The organism is Pelobacter propionicus DSM 2379 (assembly GCF_000015045.1).
Classification (GTDB): Bacteria; Desulfobacterota; Desulfuromonadia; order Geobacterales; family Pseudopelobacteraceae; genus Pseudopelobacter; species Pseudopelobacter propionicus.
The window spans coordinates 1161525-1181377 of the sequence record NC_008609.1; the positions used below are offsets into that span (position 1 = coordinate 1161525).

Sequence of the window (19853 nt, forward strand, 5' to 3'; positions counted from 1 at the left end):
AGTAGTCGCCACCAAGATGTGCCAAAAAAGAAGCCCCGTGCTGCAACACGGGGCCGGAAATGCCGCCCTTGAAGGGGCAACAAACACCTAAGGAGAATATACCATGCTGGAAACCGGCACACAAGAGCACTCATACAAGGTCGCAAGGTTGAAACGATCGATGGACAGTATCTCCCCATCATACCGGAGCGCGCACCGCGCCCTATCACAAGTCAACCAGATAAAACGATTGCTGCTGTCAGACGTCTCACCGGAAGTGAAGTTGTTTCTGGTGCTTGGTGTCCTCTTTCCGGCTGAAAGTATTGCCGCGCTGAAAACATGCTGATCGAAAGGAAAAATATCATGGCGAAAGACACATCCAAAACGGGCAAAAATCATGAAGCTGCCGCTGCTAATATCACCGCCGCCGCTGGTCCCGACCGCTGGCTGACCATCAAGGAGGCCGCTGAAATCTCGGCGCTGAAGGAAAACACGTTGTATTGCTTGTGTTTGAAGCGCGCCCTGCCTTCGTACAAAATCGCCGGTAAGATGAGGCGCATCAAGGAGACGGACCTGATCAAGTGGATGGAGTCATGCCGTGTAGAGGCCCGCTGATAACCAACTGATCGACAAGGGGCTTTACCGTGGGACTGGACAAAGAAAAAATTCTGGCGTCGACGGACATACCGACGCTCGTCCGGGAGCTGCTGCCGGAGATGAAGCCGGTGGGGACCGACCAGGTGCTGGTGAACTGCGTCTATCACGACGACTCGAACCCCAGCATGTCGGTCCAGCTGTCCACCGGCCTGCATAACTGCCGGGGGTGCGGAACAACCGGCACGCTCTTCGACCTGGTGATGAAGTGCCGGGGGCTGGATTTCGCCGCTGCATGCGCCTGGATGGCGGAGCGGGCAGGTCTGAAGGACTCTCCCCAGAAACCGAAGTTCAAGGTGACCGGCAAGTACCCCTATCGCCACGCTGATGGTACGCTCGCCTACTGGAAGGAGCGGGTGGAGCCTGGATTCAATGGCAGGTCGAAAGACTTTTTGTTTTTCCACGGCGATGGGGTAAAGCCGGGGCAGGGCTTTTACCTCTCAAAGGAGAGGAAGGAGCCGCACAAGGGGCGCGGCGGCGATCCGCTGCCGTACCGGCTGCCCGACCTGGTGAAGGTCCCTCCCGATGGCCTGGTGTTCGTGGTGGAGGGAGAGAAGAAGGCCGACCACCTGGCAACTTGGGGGCTGGTGGCCACCTGCCTGGACAGCGGGGCCCAGACGAAGCTGGACAAAAAACAGCGGAAGTTTGTGGAGGTTCTGGCTGGTAAGCATGTCGTCATCCTTCCGGACAACGACGAGGCCGGTGAGACCTACGCCACCACCATTGCTACGGCGCTGCACGGTATCGCCGTTTCGGTGAAGATCGTGAGACTGCCGGGCCTGCCACCGAAGGGCGACATCCTGGATTGGGCGTGGACAAAATGAATGACAAGGTGCTTCTTCTCGAACTGGTTCGCAGCGCCCCGGAATGGACACCGGCCACGGACCGCCCGTCAGCCACATCCGAAACAGCGTCAACCACCACATCGAATCCACCGGCAAAGCGGGGACGCGGAAGACCACGCAAGTCTCCCGAAGATTCCGACTCCGCCGAATCGCCCAAGGCCGCCAGCGAGGGACGGGGCGGCAGGCGGCTGTTGAAGATCCTCGACGGCATGGCCGATGAAATCCGCCTCTACTGGGACAACCTGGGGGAGGCCTATATCTCCTTCGCCGATGGTCCGCTGGAACACCTGGGGAAAAACAGCAGCCTGGAACAGCGCCTGGCGTTGCTCTACTACAAAACCACGGATGAGACGCTGGGCAAGGATGGATTCAACAACGCCGTGGTGGTGCTGGCCGCCCAAGCGAAGCAGACGGGTATGGAGATCGAACTCTTCACCCGTGTCGGCGAGTACGACGGGCGTTACTACTATGACCTGAAGAACCGCCGCGCCCTGTCCATGGGGCCGGATGGCTGGGAGATCGACACGGACGCGCCGGTGTTCTTCCGAAACTTCTCCACTCAACAACCGCACCCGGACCCGGTGACCGGGGGTGATCCCTGGCGCTTCTTCGAGCACGTCAACGTGACTGAGGAGAACCGCCTGCTGCTGATGGTCTGGATCATCGGTTCGTTCGTGCCGCGTATCCCGTATCCGGCGCTACTCGTGTCCGGCAGCCAGGGGGCCGGGAAATCATTCTTCTGCAAACTGCTGAAGCGCATCATTGACCCTTCCGCCACCGAACTCCAGGAGATGCCCAAGAAGGACGATGACTTCGACCTGCTGCTGTACAAGCATCACTGTCTGGCGCTGGACAATATTTCGTCTGTCAATGCTGCCAGGGCCGACCGGCTCTGTTCGGCGATCACGGCGGCCTACATCGAGAAGCGGCAGCTGCACACGGATATGGACACCATCGTCCTTCCCTGCAATCCCCGCGTGATCCTCAACGGCATCAACGCCCTGACCAACCGCCCGGACCTCCTGGACCGTTCCATTACCATTCACTTGGAGCGGATCAAGCCCACCGGTCGCCGCCTGGAGGAGGAGATCAACGCGGCATTCGATGCCGACCTGCCCGGCATACTCGGTGGTATCGCCGATGTTCTGAGCAGGGCCATGGAGATCAAGCCAACGGTGAGCCTTGCCAGCTACCCCCGCATGGCGGACTTCGCCCGCTGGGGCTATGCCGTGGCCGAGGCGCTGGGAGGCCGTGGCGATGAGTTCTTGAGAGCATATGGCGGCAACTCGGCAAAGCTGGGTGACAGCCTGCTGGAGAACGATAGCCTTATGTCAGGACTGGTGCAGCTTATGGGCGGCATGGAGCAGGGAGAGGTGGCGGGCACGTTCAAGGAGCTTATCGACCGGCTGGCCGCTATCGTTCAGCCGGACAGGAACGACTATTCCTTCCCCACCAGCCACACCTTCAGGAGGCGGCTCGAACGTCTCCGGCCGAACCTGGAAGAGTTCGGCATCAGGTTCGAGTTCGGGAAGCATACCAACAAGGGACATACAGCGCGGATCATCAAGGGCGAGCCACCGCCGAGCTGGGCCGCGACCGCTGCCGGTACGCAGCCGTCGGGATGGACGGTTGAAAAGCCGACCGCCGCCGTGGCCGATGAGATCGTATTCGATGAGGAGGAATTGCCGGAATGAGACGCGCCACCAGGAAGAACGGACACAACCGGAAGCGCCCCGTGCGCCCGCGTATGGGGATGCTGGTCGCCCTGTGGGACAGGGATCCGAACGCCGTTATGTTCGATTTTGCGCCGGTTGACCTGTCGGGTGCCTCCCGTTGTCCATTGTGCGGAAGCATGAATCATGGAGCCGGTGGCGAGCCGGACACACCAGATATGGAGCATCGGTGACACAGGTAGCTGACCCACAAGAACCTGCCACTGACCGCGCTGGTCTGAAGTTAGCCTATTTCACCAGGACAGGGAGGCGGCAGTTGATGAACGGTGCCGGAGCGAAGCAGCGCCGCGCCTGAACGAATGTGCCGCAAGGCCACGACTGACACCACGCGACCGGCGAGAGACGCCGGAATCATCACACGAAAAGGAGATACGACATGTTGGTAGAAGCTCGAATTGAGGGGAACAAGTTGTGCGTAGAGATCGATCTGGAGCCGCCCACACCATCCACATCCGGCAAGACCCTTGTGGTGGCCAGCACGCGAGGGAACGTTACCACGGGGGCCATGGTGGACGGCAAGCCGGTGATCGTCGGCCTGAACGCCTACATCAAGCCATGAGTGACTGGCGGTGAAAGTACGATTCCTGAAAGAGTTCTCGGCCAGGACCACCGCCGGTGGATCGAGGACCGTAGCAGCCGGAACGGTCCTCGACCTTTCACCGGACAAGGCTGGTCGTCTGGTCAGCGCCGGTATTGCCCTGAACCTGAATGCGGTCATGGATGCCTGGCGGGAGTTCGTCGTGTCGGCTGATCGTGTGTACCAGTCTTCCCCGAAATCACCCGTCGTATGGGCGAGGCATAAGACCCACCTGAATGCCGCCCAGACTGCTTTTGATACAGGGAATATGCTCTATGCCGTGTCTGAACTCGAAAATGCTCTGTCCGCCTTGCAGAGCACTCCATGATGTAGTCTGTCACTTGTGCCTCCGGCTGATGCTCTCCCCGCCGCCCCTCTTTTCCCACGGAACCATGAAATGTATTTTTCTCTTGGACGCCACACCTCCTGAAATGGTAACAAATGGTTGCGCTTTGGTATAAGACTTTGAAATTGCAGACATTTGTCTGCATTTGCTAACATTTACTAATAAGTTGCTAAGGAATGCTTAGGTTGCGGAGCTGTCTGAAGCACCTCTTCGGCACTCTGGCCAGTGGTCACCGTCTGAAAATCTCGGTAGTGTAAGGATAGGGTATACCCCAGCCTGTTGAATTTTGCCTGACATAATTCGCGTCAGATATGGGTGGTGTACTCTATTTGCTTGACACTTATTGTGAAGGGTAATAGACTTAAACCTGACACAATTGAAACACAACGGGGGGCTGATATGAGCGGTCAGAGAATAGGCTATGTGAGGGTGTCCAGTATTGACCAAAACTGCGACAGGCAGCTTGACGGCATCGAACTGGACCGAGTTTTCACCGATAAGGCATCAGGAAAAGACGTGAGCAGACCGGCACTCGCCGAGATGGTGCGCTTCGTGCGGGAAGGGGATCGAATCGTTGTCCATTCGCTTGATCGTCTCGCCCGCAACCTGGATGACCTGAGAAAACTGGTATCCGATCTTACCGGGCGCGGTGTCACCGTCGAGTTCGTCAAAGAGAATCTTACCTTCTCTGGTGATGACTCGCCCATGTCAACCCTGCTACTATCCGTCATGGGGGCTTTCGCCGAGTTCGAGCGGGCGCTTATCAGGGAGCGTCAACGTGAAGGTATCGCCATCGCCAAGCAGGCAGGAGCCTACAAGGGCCGCAAACGGGAAATGTCGGATGAGCGAATTGCCGAGATCAAGCGGCGGGTGGCCAATGGTGACAAGAAGGCCGCGATAGCCCGCGACATGGGAATCAGCCGGGAGACGGTTTACCAGTACCTCAGAAGTTGAAAGATGAGACAGCCAGCGCCAGACCTACTGGAGCCGATCCACAACGGCCTGGTGCAGGCTGTCCTGGTTTCATGGCCGGATTCCTTCGCTAGAACATCGATGCGGTAGTTGGTGAACAGGGGGCTATGGTCAGGGCTGGGCGCGGAATATGAACAGGAGGGGGGACTGTATGGCAAAGTCGAGCCCTGGAATCTACAGGCGCGGTAAGACGTTCTGGATCACCTACATGGGGGTGGACGGAAAGCAGCAGTGGGAGAGCACGCGTAGCAAACTGAAGGCCGACGCCGATTATCTGCTTGCCTGCCGGAAAAAAGAAGTTGCCGAGGGGATTACTCCCGTCACATTCAACCGGAAGAAATACACCACGACGTTCGACCAGCTGGCGGAGAAGTACCTGGAGTACTGCAAGGCGCAACGGGACTACAAGAGCAAGGCTGGTCGTGTTAGGAGACTGCAACGGACGTTTGGCGAAATGCGGTTGATCGACATCACGCTCGAAGAACTGGAGCGGTATCAGTCGGCCAGGTGTACCGAGGCGAAGCAGCCGAAAAAAGAGGGGGGTGTGTCGTCGGGAGCCGTTTCACCAGCTACCGTCAACCGCGAGTTGACCGCCCTGAAGAACATGTTTACCAAGGCGGAACAGTGGGGGTTGATTCCGGATTCAACTTTGAAGACCGTGCGAAAAGTCCGGCTGACGAAGGAGAACAACAGGCGGCTGCGGTTTCTTGCCGTGGCCGAGATGACCGCGCTTGTGGATTCTTGCTCCAGGGGATTGCGGGAAATCGTCGTGTTCGCGCTCAATACCGGCTGTAGACGTGGGGAGATTCTTTCTCTCACATGGGACCACGTTGACCTGAAGCACGGCTTCATCAGGATAGCGGACAGCAAAAACGGCGAATCGCGCGACATCCCCATCAACGCCGCGCTCGCTGACATGTTCAAGGGGGTGGTGCGCCGCATCGACTCGCCCTATGTGTTCACGAATCCCGACACCGGCACCAGATATCAGGACGTGAAGCGTTCCTTCGCCACCGCCTGTCGCAGGGCCGCGATTATGAATTTCCATTTCCACGATCTTCGCCACACGTTTGCGAGCCACCTGGTGATGAACGGGGTGGACCTTACCACCGTCTCCCGGCTCCTGGGCCACAAGAGCCTGACCATGACCTTGCGGTACTCCCACCTTGCACCCGACCACCTGAAGAAGGCCGTTGAAAGGTTGACGTGGAAAGACGGCCCGACAATCGAACAGCAGCTGTTTCCAGCAGTCTGAACCATTATGGGAGCAGGGCGCGACACACGTCCTTGCCCCTGTGTCAATCTTTATTTCAGGGGCGTGCTGTTTATTGCAAAGATCACGAAATCCTAAAGTCCAGCTAATACAAAAACACACCTTTTCAGACAATTGGCTTGGTTTGAGTCCGCGTTAGGTCCTCAATTCTGACAAAACAGGAAACTGGGAAGAGGAGCCTTCACTGTAACGGACCTTCGGGTAATCAGTCCTATGCCGCTGGTAGCGAGCAGATACAATTCTCCCGATCAACCACAACAAACTATACGGACATTTAGCAAAGCTCCTGCACAATCTGACTTACAAGGCGGAGCGAGTATAACACAATCCGCAGACTCAGTCCGCCATACTCCTAGTCTCCCATAAGATCCTCCGTTGAGCTAAGAATGGCTTGGTATGCCTCTTCGATGCCTATGTCACGTACCTGCCGCAGAAGTGAGTAATACGGTTCAAGTACGGATGGGTCATCTAGATAGAGGGCAATTTCATCCAGGGCTGTTTCGGCCTCTCCAGCAAGAAGTCCGTCCCTATGTTCAGCGAGAAATCGTTTCCCTATCTCCCACGTTTCAGATTTCAGCCATTGCACCATCAACTCGATACGGTCGTTGTCGAGAAGAAGCCATGCCGGTGGCATACATCCCGACTTGTCCAGCCAGGCAGCATCGAAGGTTGTCGGGGAAAAACCACGCAGTGTGCGGCATATAGTATGGAAATCAGCAATAAGATCTCTGTCATCATCTACTAACATCGCCTGAGCATTCAGCAGATCGTCAATGACAGTTGGGCTACCGGCGGTACGCGTCTCTGCGCGGCGTATCAACAGAAAAGCTTTTGCCCTTGGTTGCTCAAGCGAGCGCAGAACAGTATCCCAATGCCCATCAATTTCATCGTTCATTCCAACTTCGCTGTAGAGGATACCCAGGTTGTTGAGGGCACCGGCCAGGTCGGGCAGGAACGCGGGGTTCGTCTCCACGAGTTCACGGTAGGTATTCACCGCTTCTTCCGCCGGCGCCACCGCTTCCTGGCGCCTTCCAACTTGGCTGTAGCGGATACCCAGGTTGGTGAGGGCCATGGCCAGGTCGGGCAGGAACGCGGGGTTCGTCTCCACGAGTTCACGGTAGGTATTCACCGCTTCTTCCATCGGCGCCACCGCTTCCTGGCGCCTTCCAACTTCGCTGTAGCGGATACCCAGGTTGTTGAGGGCACCGGCCAGGTCGGGCAGGAACGCATCTGGTTTAAATTTGACGAGTTTGCGGAGAGCCGTAATCCCTCTCTCGCCAGCTACGGAACAGTGTTGCCATACATAATTCCAGAGGTAACGGTGATCGTGCGGAGAACACCCACCTCCCAGAAGTCCGATATAGTATTCGATTAGCGCGAGGGCAATCCTGGATGCGACCTCCTCCTCAACCCTCCGCTCAGCCATTTTGTTTGGCTTCGGATGCAGATGTTCTACAAGCCGTTGATGGACAAGCCGATAGGCAGCCCGACCACCATCCCCCCCCTCAACCACATAGCAACCTGCCTGCCCTAGGAGTCTGTCGGGCTTAACGCATTCAGCCGTCATCTCCAGGGCGTTTTCAATTGGTTAACCTGCTGTATTTATTGAATAAGTCGTCAGCTTTAGCTTGCGTTTTCTTGGTGTATCCCGTATATTTGTCCGGTAATATCAACTGGTTAGGTATCGGGGTTGACTATGAAATCAAAGTTTATTGAAGTTGACCGGGAAACACCCTATCTGCTCCCGCCATCGCTGCAGGATTGGCTACCAGAAAAGCACTTGGCCCGGTTTGTGGTCGAAATTGTCGAACAGCTCGACCTGCGCTCTTTGAAAGCTACCTATGCCGGCCGAGGCTCGCAGCCCTATAACCCTGAGATGCTGGTAGCATTGTTGTTTTACGGTTATGCGACAGGCGTATTCTCCAGCCGGAAGCTTGAGCGCAGCACCTACGACTCCGTGGCATTCCGGTTCATAGCGGCAAACAGTCATCCTGACCACGATACCATTGCCACCTTCCGCCGGCGTTTTCTGCCGCAACTGAACAAGCTGTTTGCCCAGATTCTGCTGATCGCTCATCAGATGGAGGTGCTGAAACTGGGCAACGTTAGTTTGGATGGCAGCAAAATCAAGGCGAACGCCTCCAAGCACAAGGCGCTGAGCTATGAGCATGCCTGCAAGCTTGAAGAGCAGATCAAGGCTGAGGTTGGCGAACTGCTCAAAAAGGCCGAGGCAGCGGACCGTGCCGATATTCCGGACGGCATGAACATCCCCGAAGAACTGGAACGTCGGGAAAAGCGTCTTTCCGCCATTGCCGCAGCCAAGGTCGAGATCGAAAAACGAGCCGCTGAGCGCCATGCTCGTGAACAGGCCGCTTATGAGAAGAAAGTCGCCGAACGGGCCAAGAAGGAGCAGGCAACGGGCAAGAAGGCCAAGGGGAAAGAGCCGAAACCGCCCAAATCCGGCCCCACTGCCAAAGATCAGGTCAATCTGACCGATGAAGAGTCGCGGATCATGCCGACCTCCGGTGGCGGATTCGAGCAGACTTACAACGCCCAGGCCGGTGTGGATACAGCATCAAAGCTCATCGTTTCGGCCCATGTTACCCAGAATCCCAATGACAAACAGGAGCTGACACCGACCCTGGAGAACCTGGCGGCGCTGCCTGAGAAGCTTGGCAAGGCAACCGATCTGGTAGCTGACAGTGGCTACTTCAGCGAAACCAATGTAACTGCCTGTGAGGAGAACGGGATAACTCCCTACATTGCCGTAGACCGGCAGAGTCACAACGTGCCACTGATGGAGCGCTTTGCCGAACCGCCGCCGTTACCCGAAGATGCCGATTCCGTGGCCAGAATGAAGCATCGCCTGAAGACACCTTCCGGCAAGGCGATCTACGCCCAGCGAAAAGTCACCTCGGAACCGGTCTTCGGCATCATCAAGGCGGTCATGGGATTCAGAAGCTTTCTTCTTCGTGGCTTTGAAGCAGTAAAAGGCGAATGGAACCTCGTCTGCATGGCCTACAACATCAAACGGCTGCATGTCTTGGCCGGATAGAATGAGAAATAGCGAAAATCAGCCTGTAATAACCGCAGTCATCGCTGAAAGGGCTGAATTAACCAGGTTGCCGGTGGGAAGACGAACACATACGGAACTTTTTTAATCGGCTTGGCCACAAAAGAGGGCGCCCCTGAGGTCAAGCCCGACAGACTCCTAGGAGCCAGAAAACATCTTCCCTCAGGTATGTTGCCCCAGTGGAAGAAAGTGCCGTTGCCACGATCGGCCAGACATCATCGGTTAGGCCGGCTCCATACCCCCAAGCCAGGGCAGTCAGCAACTCCCGCGCTGCATGAGGCAACTCGATTCCATCACGCAGCAGAGAGGGGATCGCGGTCAGTTCGCGATCAAAGGCGTCCTCGATACTTTTGTCCAAATTGCCTTCCCAGTTGATACGAGATGTATCCACTGGATTATTCCGGAGTTGTGTGGTTATTACCCGCGCCAGCAGAAAGGTGCCTTCTCCTTGCTGTTCGGAGATCCGGATGATCGCATCTCCAATTTTTGTTGCATCCATCTTCCCGGAGCAATCAGCCAAACGTTTCTTTACATAATCATGGACCGCTGTTTTCGTCTCTGCCTGTACCATATCCGTTCCCAGATCGATGGTCTCGCATGGCCCCAGCGACTGGAGAAGGGAAAGCTCCTCCTCGTGCGCTACTTCACGGCTGCTCACTAGCACAAGACATTTCTGTGACAGGAGGCGCAAAAACTCCTGGGCAATTTTTATGGCTTCGGGACCGCCCTCATCGAGCCCGTCGACAACAATCATCAGCCGGCATGGGCAGCGCTCAATTGCACCCAGCAACTCCCATTTGTTGCGGGATCCCCCCGGATTTTCCGGTAAAAGATTTCTGCGGACAAGCTGATCATCGACGAGCTGACATAACTGCTCCACGGTCACTCCCCTGGCATGAACATGGGCATGTACCGAACCTTCGCCGGGGTCCGCATGTTCAAGCCCTGTAGGCGAGAGAATATACTGACGTTCCTCCGGGTTGGAAAGGCTTACGACACGGCCGACAATGGCCGACTTACCGCTGCCGGCGGGACCAGTCACTACGAATATGCCGGGTTTGCCGGCCTGCATCCAACTCACGATTTGATTAATTTGGGCAGTTCGACCGGTAAAGAAAAACCCTTCTTCGTTGGGGGCCACGCCACGGGCAGCCAGGAGGAGGTGTTCCACTACACGGTCTGGCGCATCCGGGTTGTGAAGCGGGTTTGGAAACTGCATCTGGCAATTGGCAGTACTGGTTTCCGTCGTTTTGGGACATTGCCCCTGAATGTCCCATTCCTTGCGCAGAGTAAAGAGCAGGTCTGTTCCGATTACTCCTTTGTTTTTTGAACTCCAGCGAAAACAGAGATCAGGATCGTGGGGGTTGTCGGGGCCATGTTTAAGGAGTTTGAGGAGCCTGGCGCCAAACACGCCATCCTTGGATCGTTCATAATCCAGGGCCGATGCCACGACACCCACCCACACATGCGGATTCCCCGGCGGTAGCTCACGTTGCACCTTATCAACCACTGTGCCGGCAGCAATTATGCCGCTACCCGAAAAGCAGGTATCGAGGACCAGCATAATCTGGTTTGCACCGGTACGTGCAGCAAGGCCTGCCAGGTAATCGGAGGTTAGCTGCGGCGCATCACCGGGTTCAGCATCGGTTGGAACCAGATGCAGTGCTCCTTCCGGCGTCGTCTCTCCATGGCCTGACCAGAGAACAACGAGAGACCCGCCACGACCGAAGTGCTCTTTGGGAAGTGCGGTTTTAAGTTCACTAATCCCCTTGGGAGTGTCGGGGTCAACAATAACCTTTACATTGTAGCCGCGGTTTTCCAGTATCCCGGCAAGGTCATTCACCTCAGAAATTGCCTTCGGTAATGGGTTGAAATGGTCGTAGGTACCGACTCCGATGCCGACAAACAGCGCCTTGGGATTTTCTGCGTTTTCCTGATCCATCATCATTGACTTCCTCCCCAGACAAGCACTGTGCATGCTACCGGTGCAACAGATGTTTTCATGGAACCAACACCCTCAACCATGATCCGGTATGCACCGGGTGGAAGCGTTTCCACCTCGACTGTGTGCAGATCCTCCAACAGCCGAAATACGTTGGTTGAAACAGTTTTGCCCCGCTCATTCATTACTTTGGCCTGAAGCGTTACCCTCTTGCCCCCAACAACTCTCGCCTCGACCGTTATCCTCTCACCCACAAGGACAACAGGCTCGGTTTTTACACCAAGTTCAAGCCGTGTCGTGGCCCTGTACACTGTCGGCTTTGCGGTAAGAATTGCCTCGATCTGGTCGAGTACGGCCTGGTTACTCTGGAGTGCCCCATGCTGGTCAGCGATGAAGCAGATGATGTTGCTGTCGGGACGGGTCCCCTTGGGAATCGCTGAGAGGCGGGGAACCGTGGCATCCCCCCCCTCTTCTTCATCACCGATTGTCTCCATCGGCTGTAACGACTTGCCGAAGACGCGGGCGGTTGTCCAGGTTGTCTGTCGGGTTCCCACAATGGGATGAATATCGTATGCATCGGCCGTCCGAGTTGCAACTGCTTGATCCACTTCATCATGAAAAAGCATGGCATCGTTTATCATTGCCGTCTCAAGCTCGGGTATGGTCGTTTCGGTTGTTTTCAGAAGGCCTGAGGGCGATTCGATGCAGGCATACTCGGGAAGAAGTTGATGAACGGAAGGAAGACTGCGGGCAAAGGAAGTGAGATTGAGAGCAAAAGGGCCGATACCTTTCTTGACGCCATTCACCAGTTGGTCAAGTGCATTCAGTGCGCCCCGATAGGGTGTGCCAAGCGTTACCAGTTTGCGTGTAATGCCTGCCCCCCCTTCCTTCTCGATGTACCAGCGTGCAACGAGGCCACCCATGGAATGACAGATGAAGATCAGCTTGGCGTCGGCAAACGGTCCTCCCTGTGCCCGCCATCGTTCCAGGGCAGGTTCGACAATACTTTTCAACCGACGACCGTTATAACGATTTGAGAGTCTCCAGTCATATGCGATGGGTAGTAGATTGGGAATAAGGTCAGGCTTGCCTGCTGTTGGCTCGATGAAATGGAACCTTGCGCGGAGCCAGTTCAGAAGTTTCCCGTAGCCGATGTGGGCACTCCAGAGTCCCGGCAGAAGATGGAGGTCCGGCATGAGCCCTACCGGCTCGACACCGTCATTCGGATGATGATCACCGATTCCATTCGGGAGTGTCATTTCCCTGATGCTGCGGCCAAAGGTCGCGATCGCATCGAGAACAGCCCCTGCGGATGGCGCCCAGACAAGTTTGCCGTTTTTCGAAAGGGTGCTCCCCATAATCCCTGGCAGCACAACGACGACATCCCTGACAACTGTTTGGCTTCCCATTATCTGTCCCTTCATGAGGTGGCGGTTCCGGTGGGACGTAGCTGATTTGGAAACAATCAACTCATTAAACGGCGGCCGAATCCCCGCCCAAAGGACGGGGATTTTCAAGATTCAATAAAAGCAACAGGCCATAACCAAACTTTAAAACCTTCTTAAAATATGTAGCGAGAAGGAATTTGTCAAACGCTTTTGTCAGGACAAAGCCTAAAAAGCCGGCTTACGCTCAGATCATTTCCGTCTTCTTGTTACAACATGCTGAGTCAACGCAAGATACTGAAGCGTTTGATACTGGCGGCAGATGAAACGATTCTAGCGACACTGCCGTCAGGCTCTCCAGAGCTTGATGAGTACCTGAGTGTTACCGCGTGACGAAGTCGCGCCACTGCAGCCTGGAGAAGTGACGTCGGCCTCATGCGGTGACGCATGAGGCCGACGTCGTTTTCGGCGTGTCTCGCCGGTTTTCTTGTTTTGCTCTCTAACGCATTGTTTTTAAAGCGCTCCTCAAAATTGAGGCGAGCAGAGAAGGCAGCATCTTTCAACAGATTATCAAGTGTGCGACCGTGAAAACGTCCAGGGACGCCCCTGCTTCGCCCGGCGGTTTGTTTCGTGATGGCAATGCCAACTGGAAATTCAGCATGCCGCATTTTTTCGGAGTCCTCCCGCGCGAGATCGGCGGCAAGGGTCACAGTTGAAATCCAGCCCCTTGAGACAGGCAAGCGTCGGATTTGGCGGTTGCCCACTAGTGATGGCGCGGTATTCTGGCGGAGCATTATCATCTTTGAGCTGTAATATACTGAAATTACAACGCTGCTTGGAATTCAGCCGAGCTGCTGACCCCACTCACATATGGGTAGCGGTCTCACAAAGTCGCGTTTGAAACGCGGAAATACACATCACCTGTGGACAACACCTGTATCATCCTGGGGACTGAATCAATTTTAGCCGTGGTCATGGGCGGTTTCATCGGATTGCCTGGCAAATGGGCGGTCATCGTTCTGGAGGTCTCGATGGAACAGGGATGGGTAAACCGGGAGTGCTGTTATCGTGGTGGCCATCGCGGGGATCGTGGCGGTGATGCCGTGTTCCGGAACACTTCACGGGACGAACAAGGAGCCACATCTATCTGTCGAAAAAGTGTCATGTGGCGGCATGACAGGTGACAAACTCCTGGAGCGGTGAGGATGTGAAAATATTCATAATCCACTTTGCACTCCCGTAAGTTTTCGATGTTATGAGTTTTTTTTGAAAAAGGGGGGAAGTGACAAACTGGCCGCCATATTGGGGGGTATATAAAAAATAAAAAAAACGAATATCGGTGAAATTGTATAGCTATTTCAGTATGTTATTTTATTTTATTTTTTTCGAAAAAATAGGGAAAAATACCGGCTGAAATTCCATGACGGTGGTGTGGGGTGCTGTAAAAAGATGCTGGCCAAGGCCGGGATTGCCCAAGGGAATGCGCCACATGACACTTTACATGACACATGACAGAAAAAGGGTTACGTGTATCACGTAACCCCCTGATTTTCTGGTGCGCCCGATAGGACTCGAACCTATGACCTACGGCTTAGAAGGCCGTTGCTCTATCCAGCTGAGCTACGAGCGCAGGTGACGTTCCCCCGGGAGGCGACTGCTCGTGGATACCTGAGAAGTATCTCCCCCCGGCGAACGAACGCATACTATACCCATAAAACCACCCTCCTGTCCATCAGTATGTTGCCGGAACGCTTGTTTTTGACGTCATTGGCCCGGCGGGGAGGGGGCTGAGCCGGCTAGGCCTTGCTGGACCAGAGGCCGTGGAGGTTGCAGTACTCGCGGGCAGTGATTTGCTGGGCAGTGACGTCGAAGGTCGCCGTGGGCGCTTCGCCCGGCTTGAGGAACTGGCGGTAGGCCTTGCCGTCGGCCACCAGTTCGATCCACTCGATGTAGTGCTTCTCTTCCATGGGGTGGCTAACGCTGCCGACGCTGACCTTGACGCACCCCTCGCAGACCTCGATCACCGGGACATGCTTCTCCTTGGCTGCGTCGACGGTATTCTCCGTCAGAAGCTTCATCGCCTGGCCGCAGCAGACCAGTTCGCCGTCACCGGCGTGAACGACCTCAACGATATTTCCGCACAGTTCGCATTTGTAGACTTCCAGTAATTTCGCCATGGGTGGTTTCTCCTTTGTGATCTGGTGTGGTGTTGTGTCCTCTGTGCCGCTGTATTGGTCCAATGGCACAAATAGGATAAATAATATCCTATTTATATCGTATGATTGGTGTTATGCAAGCGATAATTTTATAAAACGGATTGATAGCCTATCCTGCCGTAAATCAGTGCTTCTGTCTGCCGCCGTTCGCGGCCCATTTCTCCAGCATGCTGGTGGTAACCGATTTGGGGCGTTCAATGGCATAGCCCAGGGCTCGGTCCCAGGTGATGTTGGCCATGCAGCCGATGGAACGGCCCACGCCGAAGAGCACGGTGTAGAAGTCCCATTCCTTGACGCCGTAGTGGGACTGGATCGCCCCGGAGTGGGCATCCACGTTCGGCCAGGGGTTGCGTATCTTGCCGTGCTCGGCCAGAACGGCGGGTGCGGTCTCGAACAGCATGGCCACCAGCTTGACCAGCGGATCCTCCTTAAGTTCGGGGATTCTCAGACAGAAATCCCGCTGGGCCAGGAAACGCGGGTCGGTCTTGCGCAGGACGGCGTGGCCGTAGCCGGGAATGATCTGTCCGGCGTCGAGGGTGTCCCAGAGAGCCCTGGTGACGTTCTCCTTGGTGGGCGCGGCGCCGCCCAGCTTCTTCTCGAAGGCCATGATCCAGCGCAGAACCTCCTGGTTTGCCAGGCCGTGCAGGGGGCCTGCCAACCCGTTCAGGCCGGCGGAGTAGGCGTAGAAGGCGTCCGAAAGGGCCGAGGCCACCAGGTGGGTTGTATGGGCGGATACGTTGCCCGACTCGTGGTCGGAGTGGATGATGAAGTACATCCGGGAGAGGTCGTCGTAGGGGGGGGCAATGCCCATCATGTGGGCAAAGTTGGCCCCCAGGTCCAGTTCCGGGTTGGAGGTGATGATGTCGCAGTTCCGGTAGCGGTAGCGGTAGATGAATGCGGCGATCTCGGGCAGGCGGGCCACCAGGTCGCTGGCGTCCTCGTACATGTACGCCCAGGCATCTCTCTTGTTGAACGTGCCCGAATTGTAGAAGCGGGCGAATTTCGAGTCCCGCTGCATGGAGAGCACGGCGCTGGAGAGCATGACCATGGGGTGCGTTCCTACCGGCAGGGCGCGGATGATGTCGTAGACGTAGTAGGGGACATTGGCGCGGGCCCTGAACTCGTGCAGGACCTCTTCCACATGGTCATCGCTGGGCACGTCGCCGGTGAGCAGGAAGTACCAGAACGCCTCCACCGTGGGATACAGGGCACCCGGTGGCTTGGGCAGGGCCTCGAAGGTCTCGTTGATGCTCTTGCCTCGGAAGCGGATTCCGTCATAGGGGTCCAGGTAGGAGATGTCGGTCACCAGGGAGGGGATGTCACGGCCGCCGCCGATGCACTGCTCGATGGTTACTTCGTCGATTTTTACCTTGCCGAACTCCCTGAGCAATCTCTGGGTGCGTGGCCGGAATTCCTCGATCTTCCGTCTGAGGGTTTCTTTCAGTGACATCCGGTGAATCTCCTTCGTGCCTGAGGGAGGGCAGTGGCGTCATGGTCATGGGGGGATGCGCGACTGGTTGTTGCTGGCACGCCCCTGCTTCCTGAAGACGGGGAAAGTATACCAGACAAACTACCGGTCGGCATCGGCCGGCGGTCGCGGCGCGGACGCGGGTGAGTCGGTCAGCCGGCCAGGATGACCGGCTCCTCGCTGGAGCAGGTCAGCTGTTTAACCACTCCCTGATCCAGATGGAAGGTGTTCTCGATGCCAACGGCCCCCTGGCCGGGGAAGACGACCTTGGGCTCGAATGCAAAGACCATCCCGTTCTCCATTGCCATGTCGTCGAATCCTCGGGCGATGAAGGGGTACTCGTCGATTTCAATTCCCACGCCGTGACCGATAAAGGAGACCTGGGATCCGGCAGCGCCCATAAAGCTGTCGGCATAGCCCATCTCGATGGCCAGGCTCAGGCATTCGCCATAGACCGCTCCCCAGGGGACGCCGGGGGTGGCGATGGCCATCATCCGTTCCTGGACCTTGCGCATGTCGTCATACCCCTTGCGCAGCCTGGCCGGCAGGGAATTGATGGCGAAGACGCGGGTCTGGTCGCTTAAATAGCCGTCAGCGCAGGCGCCGAAATCCACGATGATCGCCTCATCCCGTGAGATCGCTTTGTGTCCCGGTCCCTGTCCGAAGGAGGGGTTCAGCCCCGGCCCTCCCAGTGGCGTGTCGGCGTAGGCCGGGATCGCGCTGTCCGGGCCGGAGAAGATGTGGGCATAGAACAGTTCCGAGTTAAAGCCACGCATGCGGATCAGTCCCTGGTGCCCCAGTTTCCGTGCGCAGCACTCCAACTCGGCAGCCAGTTCCAGTTCGCTGATCCCCTCGCGGATGACCTCTTTGGCGCGCTGGAAGATGGCGTCCTGCTGGTTGGCCGCTGCTCTCATGATCTCCAGTTCGTAGGGGGACTTGATCATGCGCACGCGCCGGATCAGCGGGGTGGCGTCCGTGAAAGCCGCACCGGGGAATGTCTTGCGGAATCGTTCGTAGAAGTTCACCGGCAGCACGTCCAGCTCCAGGCCGATCCGGCCGGGTGTGGGGTAGCCGTACTCGGCCAGTCGGGCGGGAATGTCCCTCATGGAGCCGAAGGGGATGATCTCCTGGAGCGCCGATTCCCTGCGGGCGCGGCCATGGTCCTTGCGTACCATGTACAGCGGTTCGCCCTGGGCGGGGATGTACAGGTTGCCGCTCTGGATGGTGCCGCTAAAGTAGAATAGGTCGGCATTCTGGGCGATGATGACGGCGTCCAGGCCTTCCTGGGTCATGTACTGCTGAAGTTTCTTGCAGCGTTGCGCAAGCTCGCTGGCGGGTGTCAGTCGCATGTTATTTTTTGCTCCTTTTCATCGTGGTCGCCTGCGACGCACGTCGGTGTGCCACTGTTCAAAACCGCTCCCCGCGGTTATGCGGAGATGGAGCGACGACCCGCACCCGCCAGCCGGTCTTGAGGCACGTGCTGTTTTCTGTCTGACTGCTGTCGTGCGTGCGGTTGCGGTTGCGGTTTTTGCCGCTGGGGCCTGCTCTTACGGCAGGGGGGGCGGCAGGAGTGCGAACAGGTCGGCAAGCTCCTGGAGCTGTCCCGCCTTTGTCCATCCCTCCATCCCCTGTTTCCAGACCAGGCTCTCCCGGGTTAGTTCGCCGGCCTGGGACATGCGGAGAAGGTCTGCCCGGTCGAACGGCCCGGTCTGCTGGTTGTTGACGGCGACGAAGAAGCGGGGCAGGGGAGGCGGGGCGGTTGCTCCGCCCTGGAGCGCGCCCACTGCTGTTCCCATCTGTCCGGCCATGCCGAAGCCGATGCCGGCGGCAACGCCGGCCGCGGCCAGACCGCCCGGATTGTTGGCCGCGTCACGGATGGCGCTGGCTGTCTCATAACTGGTATATTCCTGCATGTTGCCGATGACGCGCATGGCGCCGGCCTTGTCGATGGCCTGCTCCACCTCGGCCGGGAGCCCGATGTCCTGCACCTGCACCTCGATAAGCTCCAGCCCGAAGGCCTGCATGGCCGGGGCGATCCTGTCCCTGAGCGTCTCGCCCAGCAGCACGACCTTTCCCTCCAGGTCGATCACCGCAATGCCCGCCTGGGGCAGTGCCTCCTTGATGTGGCTGGCGATCTTGCCCCGCAGGTTATCCTCGATGGAGGCGGTCGAAAAGACGCCGCTGGTGCCGACGATTTCCCTGATGAACAGGGCCGGATCTTTCAGTTTGATGGCATAGAGGCCGTAGGCAGTGACCCGTACCGCGCCCAGTTCGGGGTCGCGCATGGTCACCGGTCCGGGGGTGCCCCATTTCAGGTTGGTGAACTGGCGCGTGCTGCAGAAGTAGACCTCGGTCTTGAAGGGGCTGGAAAAGCCGTATTTCCATCCCTTCAGGGTGGCCAGTAGTGGCATGTTGCGGGTTTCCAGGCGGTAGGTGCCCGGCTGGAACACATCGGCCAGTTTTCCCTCGCTGATCAGCACCGCCATCTGCCCTTCGCGCACCACCAGCCTGGCTCCGTACTTGATCTCGTTGTCGTAGCGTACGAAACGGTACACCAGGGTGTCGTGGGTGTCGTCCAGCCACTGGATAATGTCGATCAATTCTCCCTTGAGCTTGTCCATGACTCCCATCTGTCGGTCTCCTTCCGGGTGTGTGGTTGGTGCTGTGTGTTAAATTGTTGATATTAAGGGTTATTTTATAGCAAGGCCTACGGCGTAAAGTCAAGTTGCAAAACCGTATGCCCCGTGGGCGTGCTGGAAGCGCTGATCCTGATAGCCGGCAGGTGGGGAGTGCCTACGTACGAGCGGACGGGACCGGTATCAGGGGACACAAGCTCTCACGAGAAAAGGCGCCTGCAGGCGCCCTTTCCCGTCTCCTTGATCGCATACCGAAGGAGGGTCAGCTGGGGTGGTGATGGGGAACAATGCGGTTGACGGCCTGCTCTCCCGTGATTGCCATGAATGTGCTGCTGGCGCGGGCGACCAACTGTCCCTCTTCGTCTGTTATGTCGCACTCCATGAGCCCGACCGTTTTTCCCCGCTTGACGACCCTGGCACTGGCAATGAGTTTTCCCTTCCAGACCGGCTTCAGGTAGTTGATCTTCAGCTCCAGGGTGGTCAGGGACTCATTCTCCTCCAGGGCGGTATAGAAGGCCACCCCCATGGCAGTGTCGGCCATGGTGCAGAGCACCCCCCCGTGGAGTGTGCCCATGGCGTTGGCGTGCCTCTCGGCTGCCTCGTACTCGATCACCGCCTGCCCCTGTTCCGCCGACCTGAGGCTCATGCCGAGCAGGGCGGTGATGGGCATGAGCGGCTGTTTGCTCTCCATCTGGGCGCGGACCTGGTCTAATCTTGATGGCATGTGCGTTTCCTCTCTCTTTATGTGTGATGT

The 19853-nt window shown here is 57.1% G+C and carries 19 protein-coding genes and 1 tRNA gene; 10 read left to right on the plus strand and 10 right to left on the minus strand.

Translation table 11 applies throughout. The features are described from left to right. Positions 1 to 103: 103 nt before the first annotated feature. The 9 genes from PPRO_RS05485 (at position 104) to PPRO_RS19360 (ending at position 6361) form a co-directional block, all read left to right on the plus strand. Positions 104 to 325, plus strand: a complete 222-nt coding sequence (locus tag PPRO_RS05485; protein ID WP_041532157.1) for a hypothetical protein — start codon at positions 104 to 106, stop codon at positions 323 to 325. A 17-nt stretch (positions 326 to 342) separates the two neighbouring features. Further along, a complete protein-coding gene (locus PPRO_RS05490; RefSeq protein WP_041532158.1) occupies positions 343 to 594 on the plus strand; it encodes a helix-turn-helix domain-containing protein in 252 nt (83 codons plus the stop codon). 29 nt (positions 595 to 623) lie between these two features. Continuing rightward, on the plus strand, positions 624 to 1457 hold the full coding sequence (locus tag PPRO_RS19355) for a CHC2 zinc finger domain-containing protein (protein ID WP_011735048.1): 834 nt from the start codon (positions 624 to 626) through the stop codon (positions 1455 to 1457). Next, on the plus strand, positions 1445 to 3172 hold the full coding sequence (locus tag PPRO_RS05500) for a hypothetical protein (protein WP_157039947.1): 1728 nt from the start codon (positions 1445 to 1447) through the stop codon (positions 3170 to 3172). Before PPRO_RS19355 ends, PPRO_RS05500 begins: the two co-directional genes overlap by 13 nt. Further along, positions 3169 to 3384, plus strand: coding sequence for a hypothetical protein (locus PPRO_RS05505; RefSeq protein WP_041532159.1), 216 nt, complete (start codon positions 3169 to 3171; stop codon positions 3382 to 3384). The genes PPRO_RS05500 and PPRO_RS05505 overlap by 4 nt, the downstream gene beginning before the upstream one ends. 203 nt (positions 3385 to 3587) lie before the next feature. Next, positions 3588 to 3770 carry a hypothetical protein gene (locus PPRO_RS05510; RefSeq protein WP_011735050.1) on the plus strand — a complete coding sequence of 61 codons (183 nt, stop codon included), beginning with the start codon at positions 3588 to 3590 and terminating at the stop codon, positions 3768 to 3770. A 10-nt stretch (positions 3771 to 3780) separates the two neighbouring features. Beyond that, positions 3781 to 4116, plus strand: coding sequence for a hypothetical protein (locus PPRO_RS05515; protein ID WP_011735051.1), 336 nt, complete (start codon positions 3781 to 3783; stop codon positions 4114 to 4116). Positions 4117 to 4533: 417 nt separating this feature from the next. Continuing rightward, positions 4534 to 5088, plus strand: coding sequence for a recombinase family protein (locus tag PPRO_RS05520; RefSeq protein ID WP_011735052.1), 555 nt, complete (start codon positions 4534 to 4536; stop codon positions 5086 to 5088). 169 nt (positions 5089 to 5257) lie between these two features. Continuing rightward, a complete protein-coding gene (locus PPRO_RS19360) occupies positions 5258 to 6361 on the plus strand; it encodes a tyrosine-type recombinase/integrase (RefSeq protein WP_011735053.1) in 1104 nt (367 codons plus the stop codon). 370 nt (positions 6362 to 6731) lie between these two features. Here the strand turns inward: PPRO_RS19360 and PPRO_RS05530 are convergent, their stop codons facing one another. Beyond that, positions 6732 to 7805, minus strand: a complete 1074-nt coding sequence (locus tag PPRO_RS05530) for a tetratricopeptide repeat protein (RefSeq protein ID WP_232286695.1) — start codon at positions 7803 to 7805, stop codon at positions 6732 to 6734. A 270-nt stretch (positions 7806 to 8075) separates the two neighbouring features. Here PPRO_RS05530 and PPRO_RS05535 point away from each other — a divergent pair, with 270 nt between their 5' ends. Beyond that, the gene (locus tag PPRO_RS05535) at positions 8076 to 9434 is read left to right on the plus strand and encodes an IS1182 family transposase (RefSeq protein WP_011733975.1); all 1359 of its coding nucleotides are present in this window, start codon (positions 8076 to 8078) and stop codon (positions 9432 to 9434) included. A 139-nt stretch (positions 9435 to 9573) separates the two neighbouring features. Here PPRO_RS05535 and PPRO_RS05540 read toward each other — a convergent pair whose 3' ends face one another. The 9 genes from PPRO_RS05540 to PPRO_RS05580 form a co-directional block, all read right to left on the minus strand. Continuing rightward, positions 9574 to 11400 (minus strand): AAA family ATPase, encoded by a 1827-nt coding sequence (locus PPRO_RS05540; protein ID WP_011735055.1) that lies wholly within the window; start codon positions 11398 to 11400, stop codon positions 9574 to 9576. Continuing rightward, positions 11397 to 12818, minus strand: coding sequence for an esterase/lipase family protein (locus PPRO_RS05545; protein WP_198138330.1), 1422 nt, complete (start codon positions 12816 to 12818; stop codon positions 11397 to 11399). Before PPRO_RS05545 ends, PPRO_RS05540 begins: the two co-directional genes overlap by 4 nt. 245 nt (positions 12819 to 13063) lie before the next feature. Next, complete coding sequence (locus tag PPRO_RS05550; protein ID WP_041532161.1) at positions 13064 to 13489, minus strand: hypothetical protein; 426 nt, start codon at positions 13487 to 13489, stop codon at positions 13064 to 13066. A gap of 843 nt (positions 13490 to 14332) precedes the next feature. After that, positions 14333 to 14409 (minus strand) — tRNA-Arg (locus PPRO_RS05555). Positions 14410 to 14575: 166 nt separating this feature from the next. Then, entirely contained in the window at positions 14576 to 14956 is a 381-nt protein-coding gene (locus tag PPRO_RS05560; RefSeq protein ID WP_011735059.1) for a desulfoferrodoxin, read from the minus strand. Between the two features lie 163 nt (positions 14957 to 15119). Then, complete coding sequence (locus tag PPRO_RS05565) at positions 15120 to 16445, minus strand: citrate (Si)-synthase (RefSeq protein WP_011735060.1); 1326 nt, start codon at positions 16443 to 16445, stop codon at positions 15120 to 15122. A 170-nt stretch (positions 16446 to 16615) separates the two neighbouring features. Next, entirely contained in the window at positions 16616 to 17812 is a 1197-nt protein-coding gene (locus PPRO_RS05570; RefSeq protein ID WP_011735061.1) for a M24 family metallopeptidase, read from the minus strand. Between the two features lie 198 nt (positions 17813 to 18010). Further along, positions 18011 to 19093, minus strand: a complete 1083-nt coding sequence (locus PPRO_RS05575) for an SPFH domain-containing protein (RefSeq protein ID WP_011735062.1) — start codon at positions 19091 to 19093, stop codon at positions 18011 to 18013. A 268-nt stretch (positions 19094 to 19361) separates the two neighbouring features. Next, complete coding sequence (locus PPRO_RS05580; protein ID WP_011735063.1) at positions 19362 to 19823, minus strand: PaaI family thioesterase; 462 nt, start codon at positions 19821 to 19823, stop codon at positions 19362 to 19364. Positions 19824 to 19853: the final 30 nt, after the last annotated feature.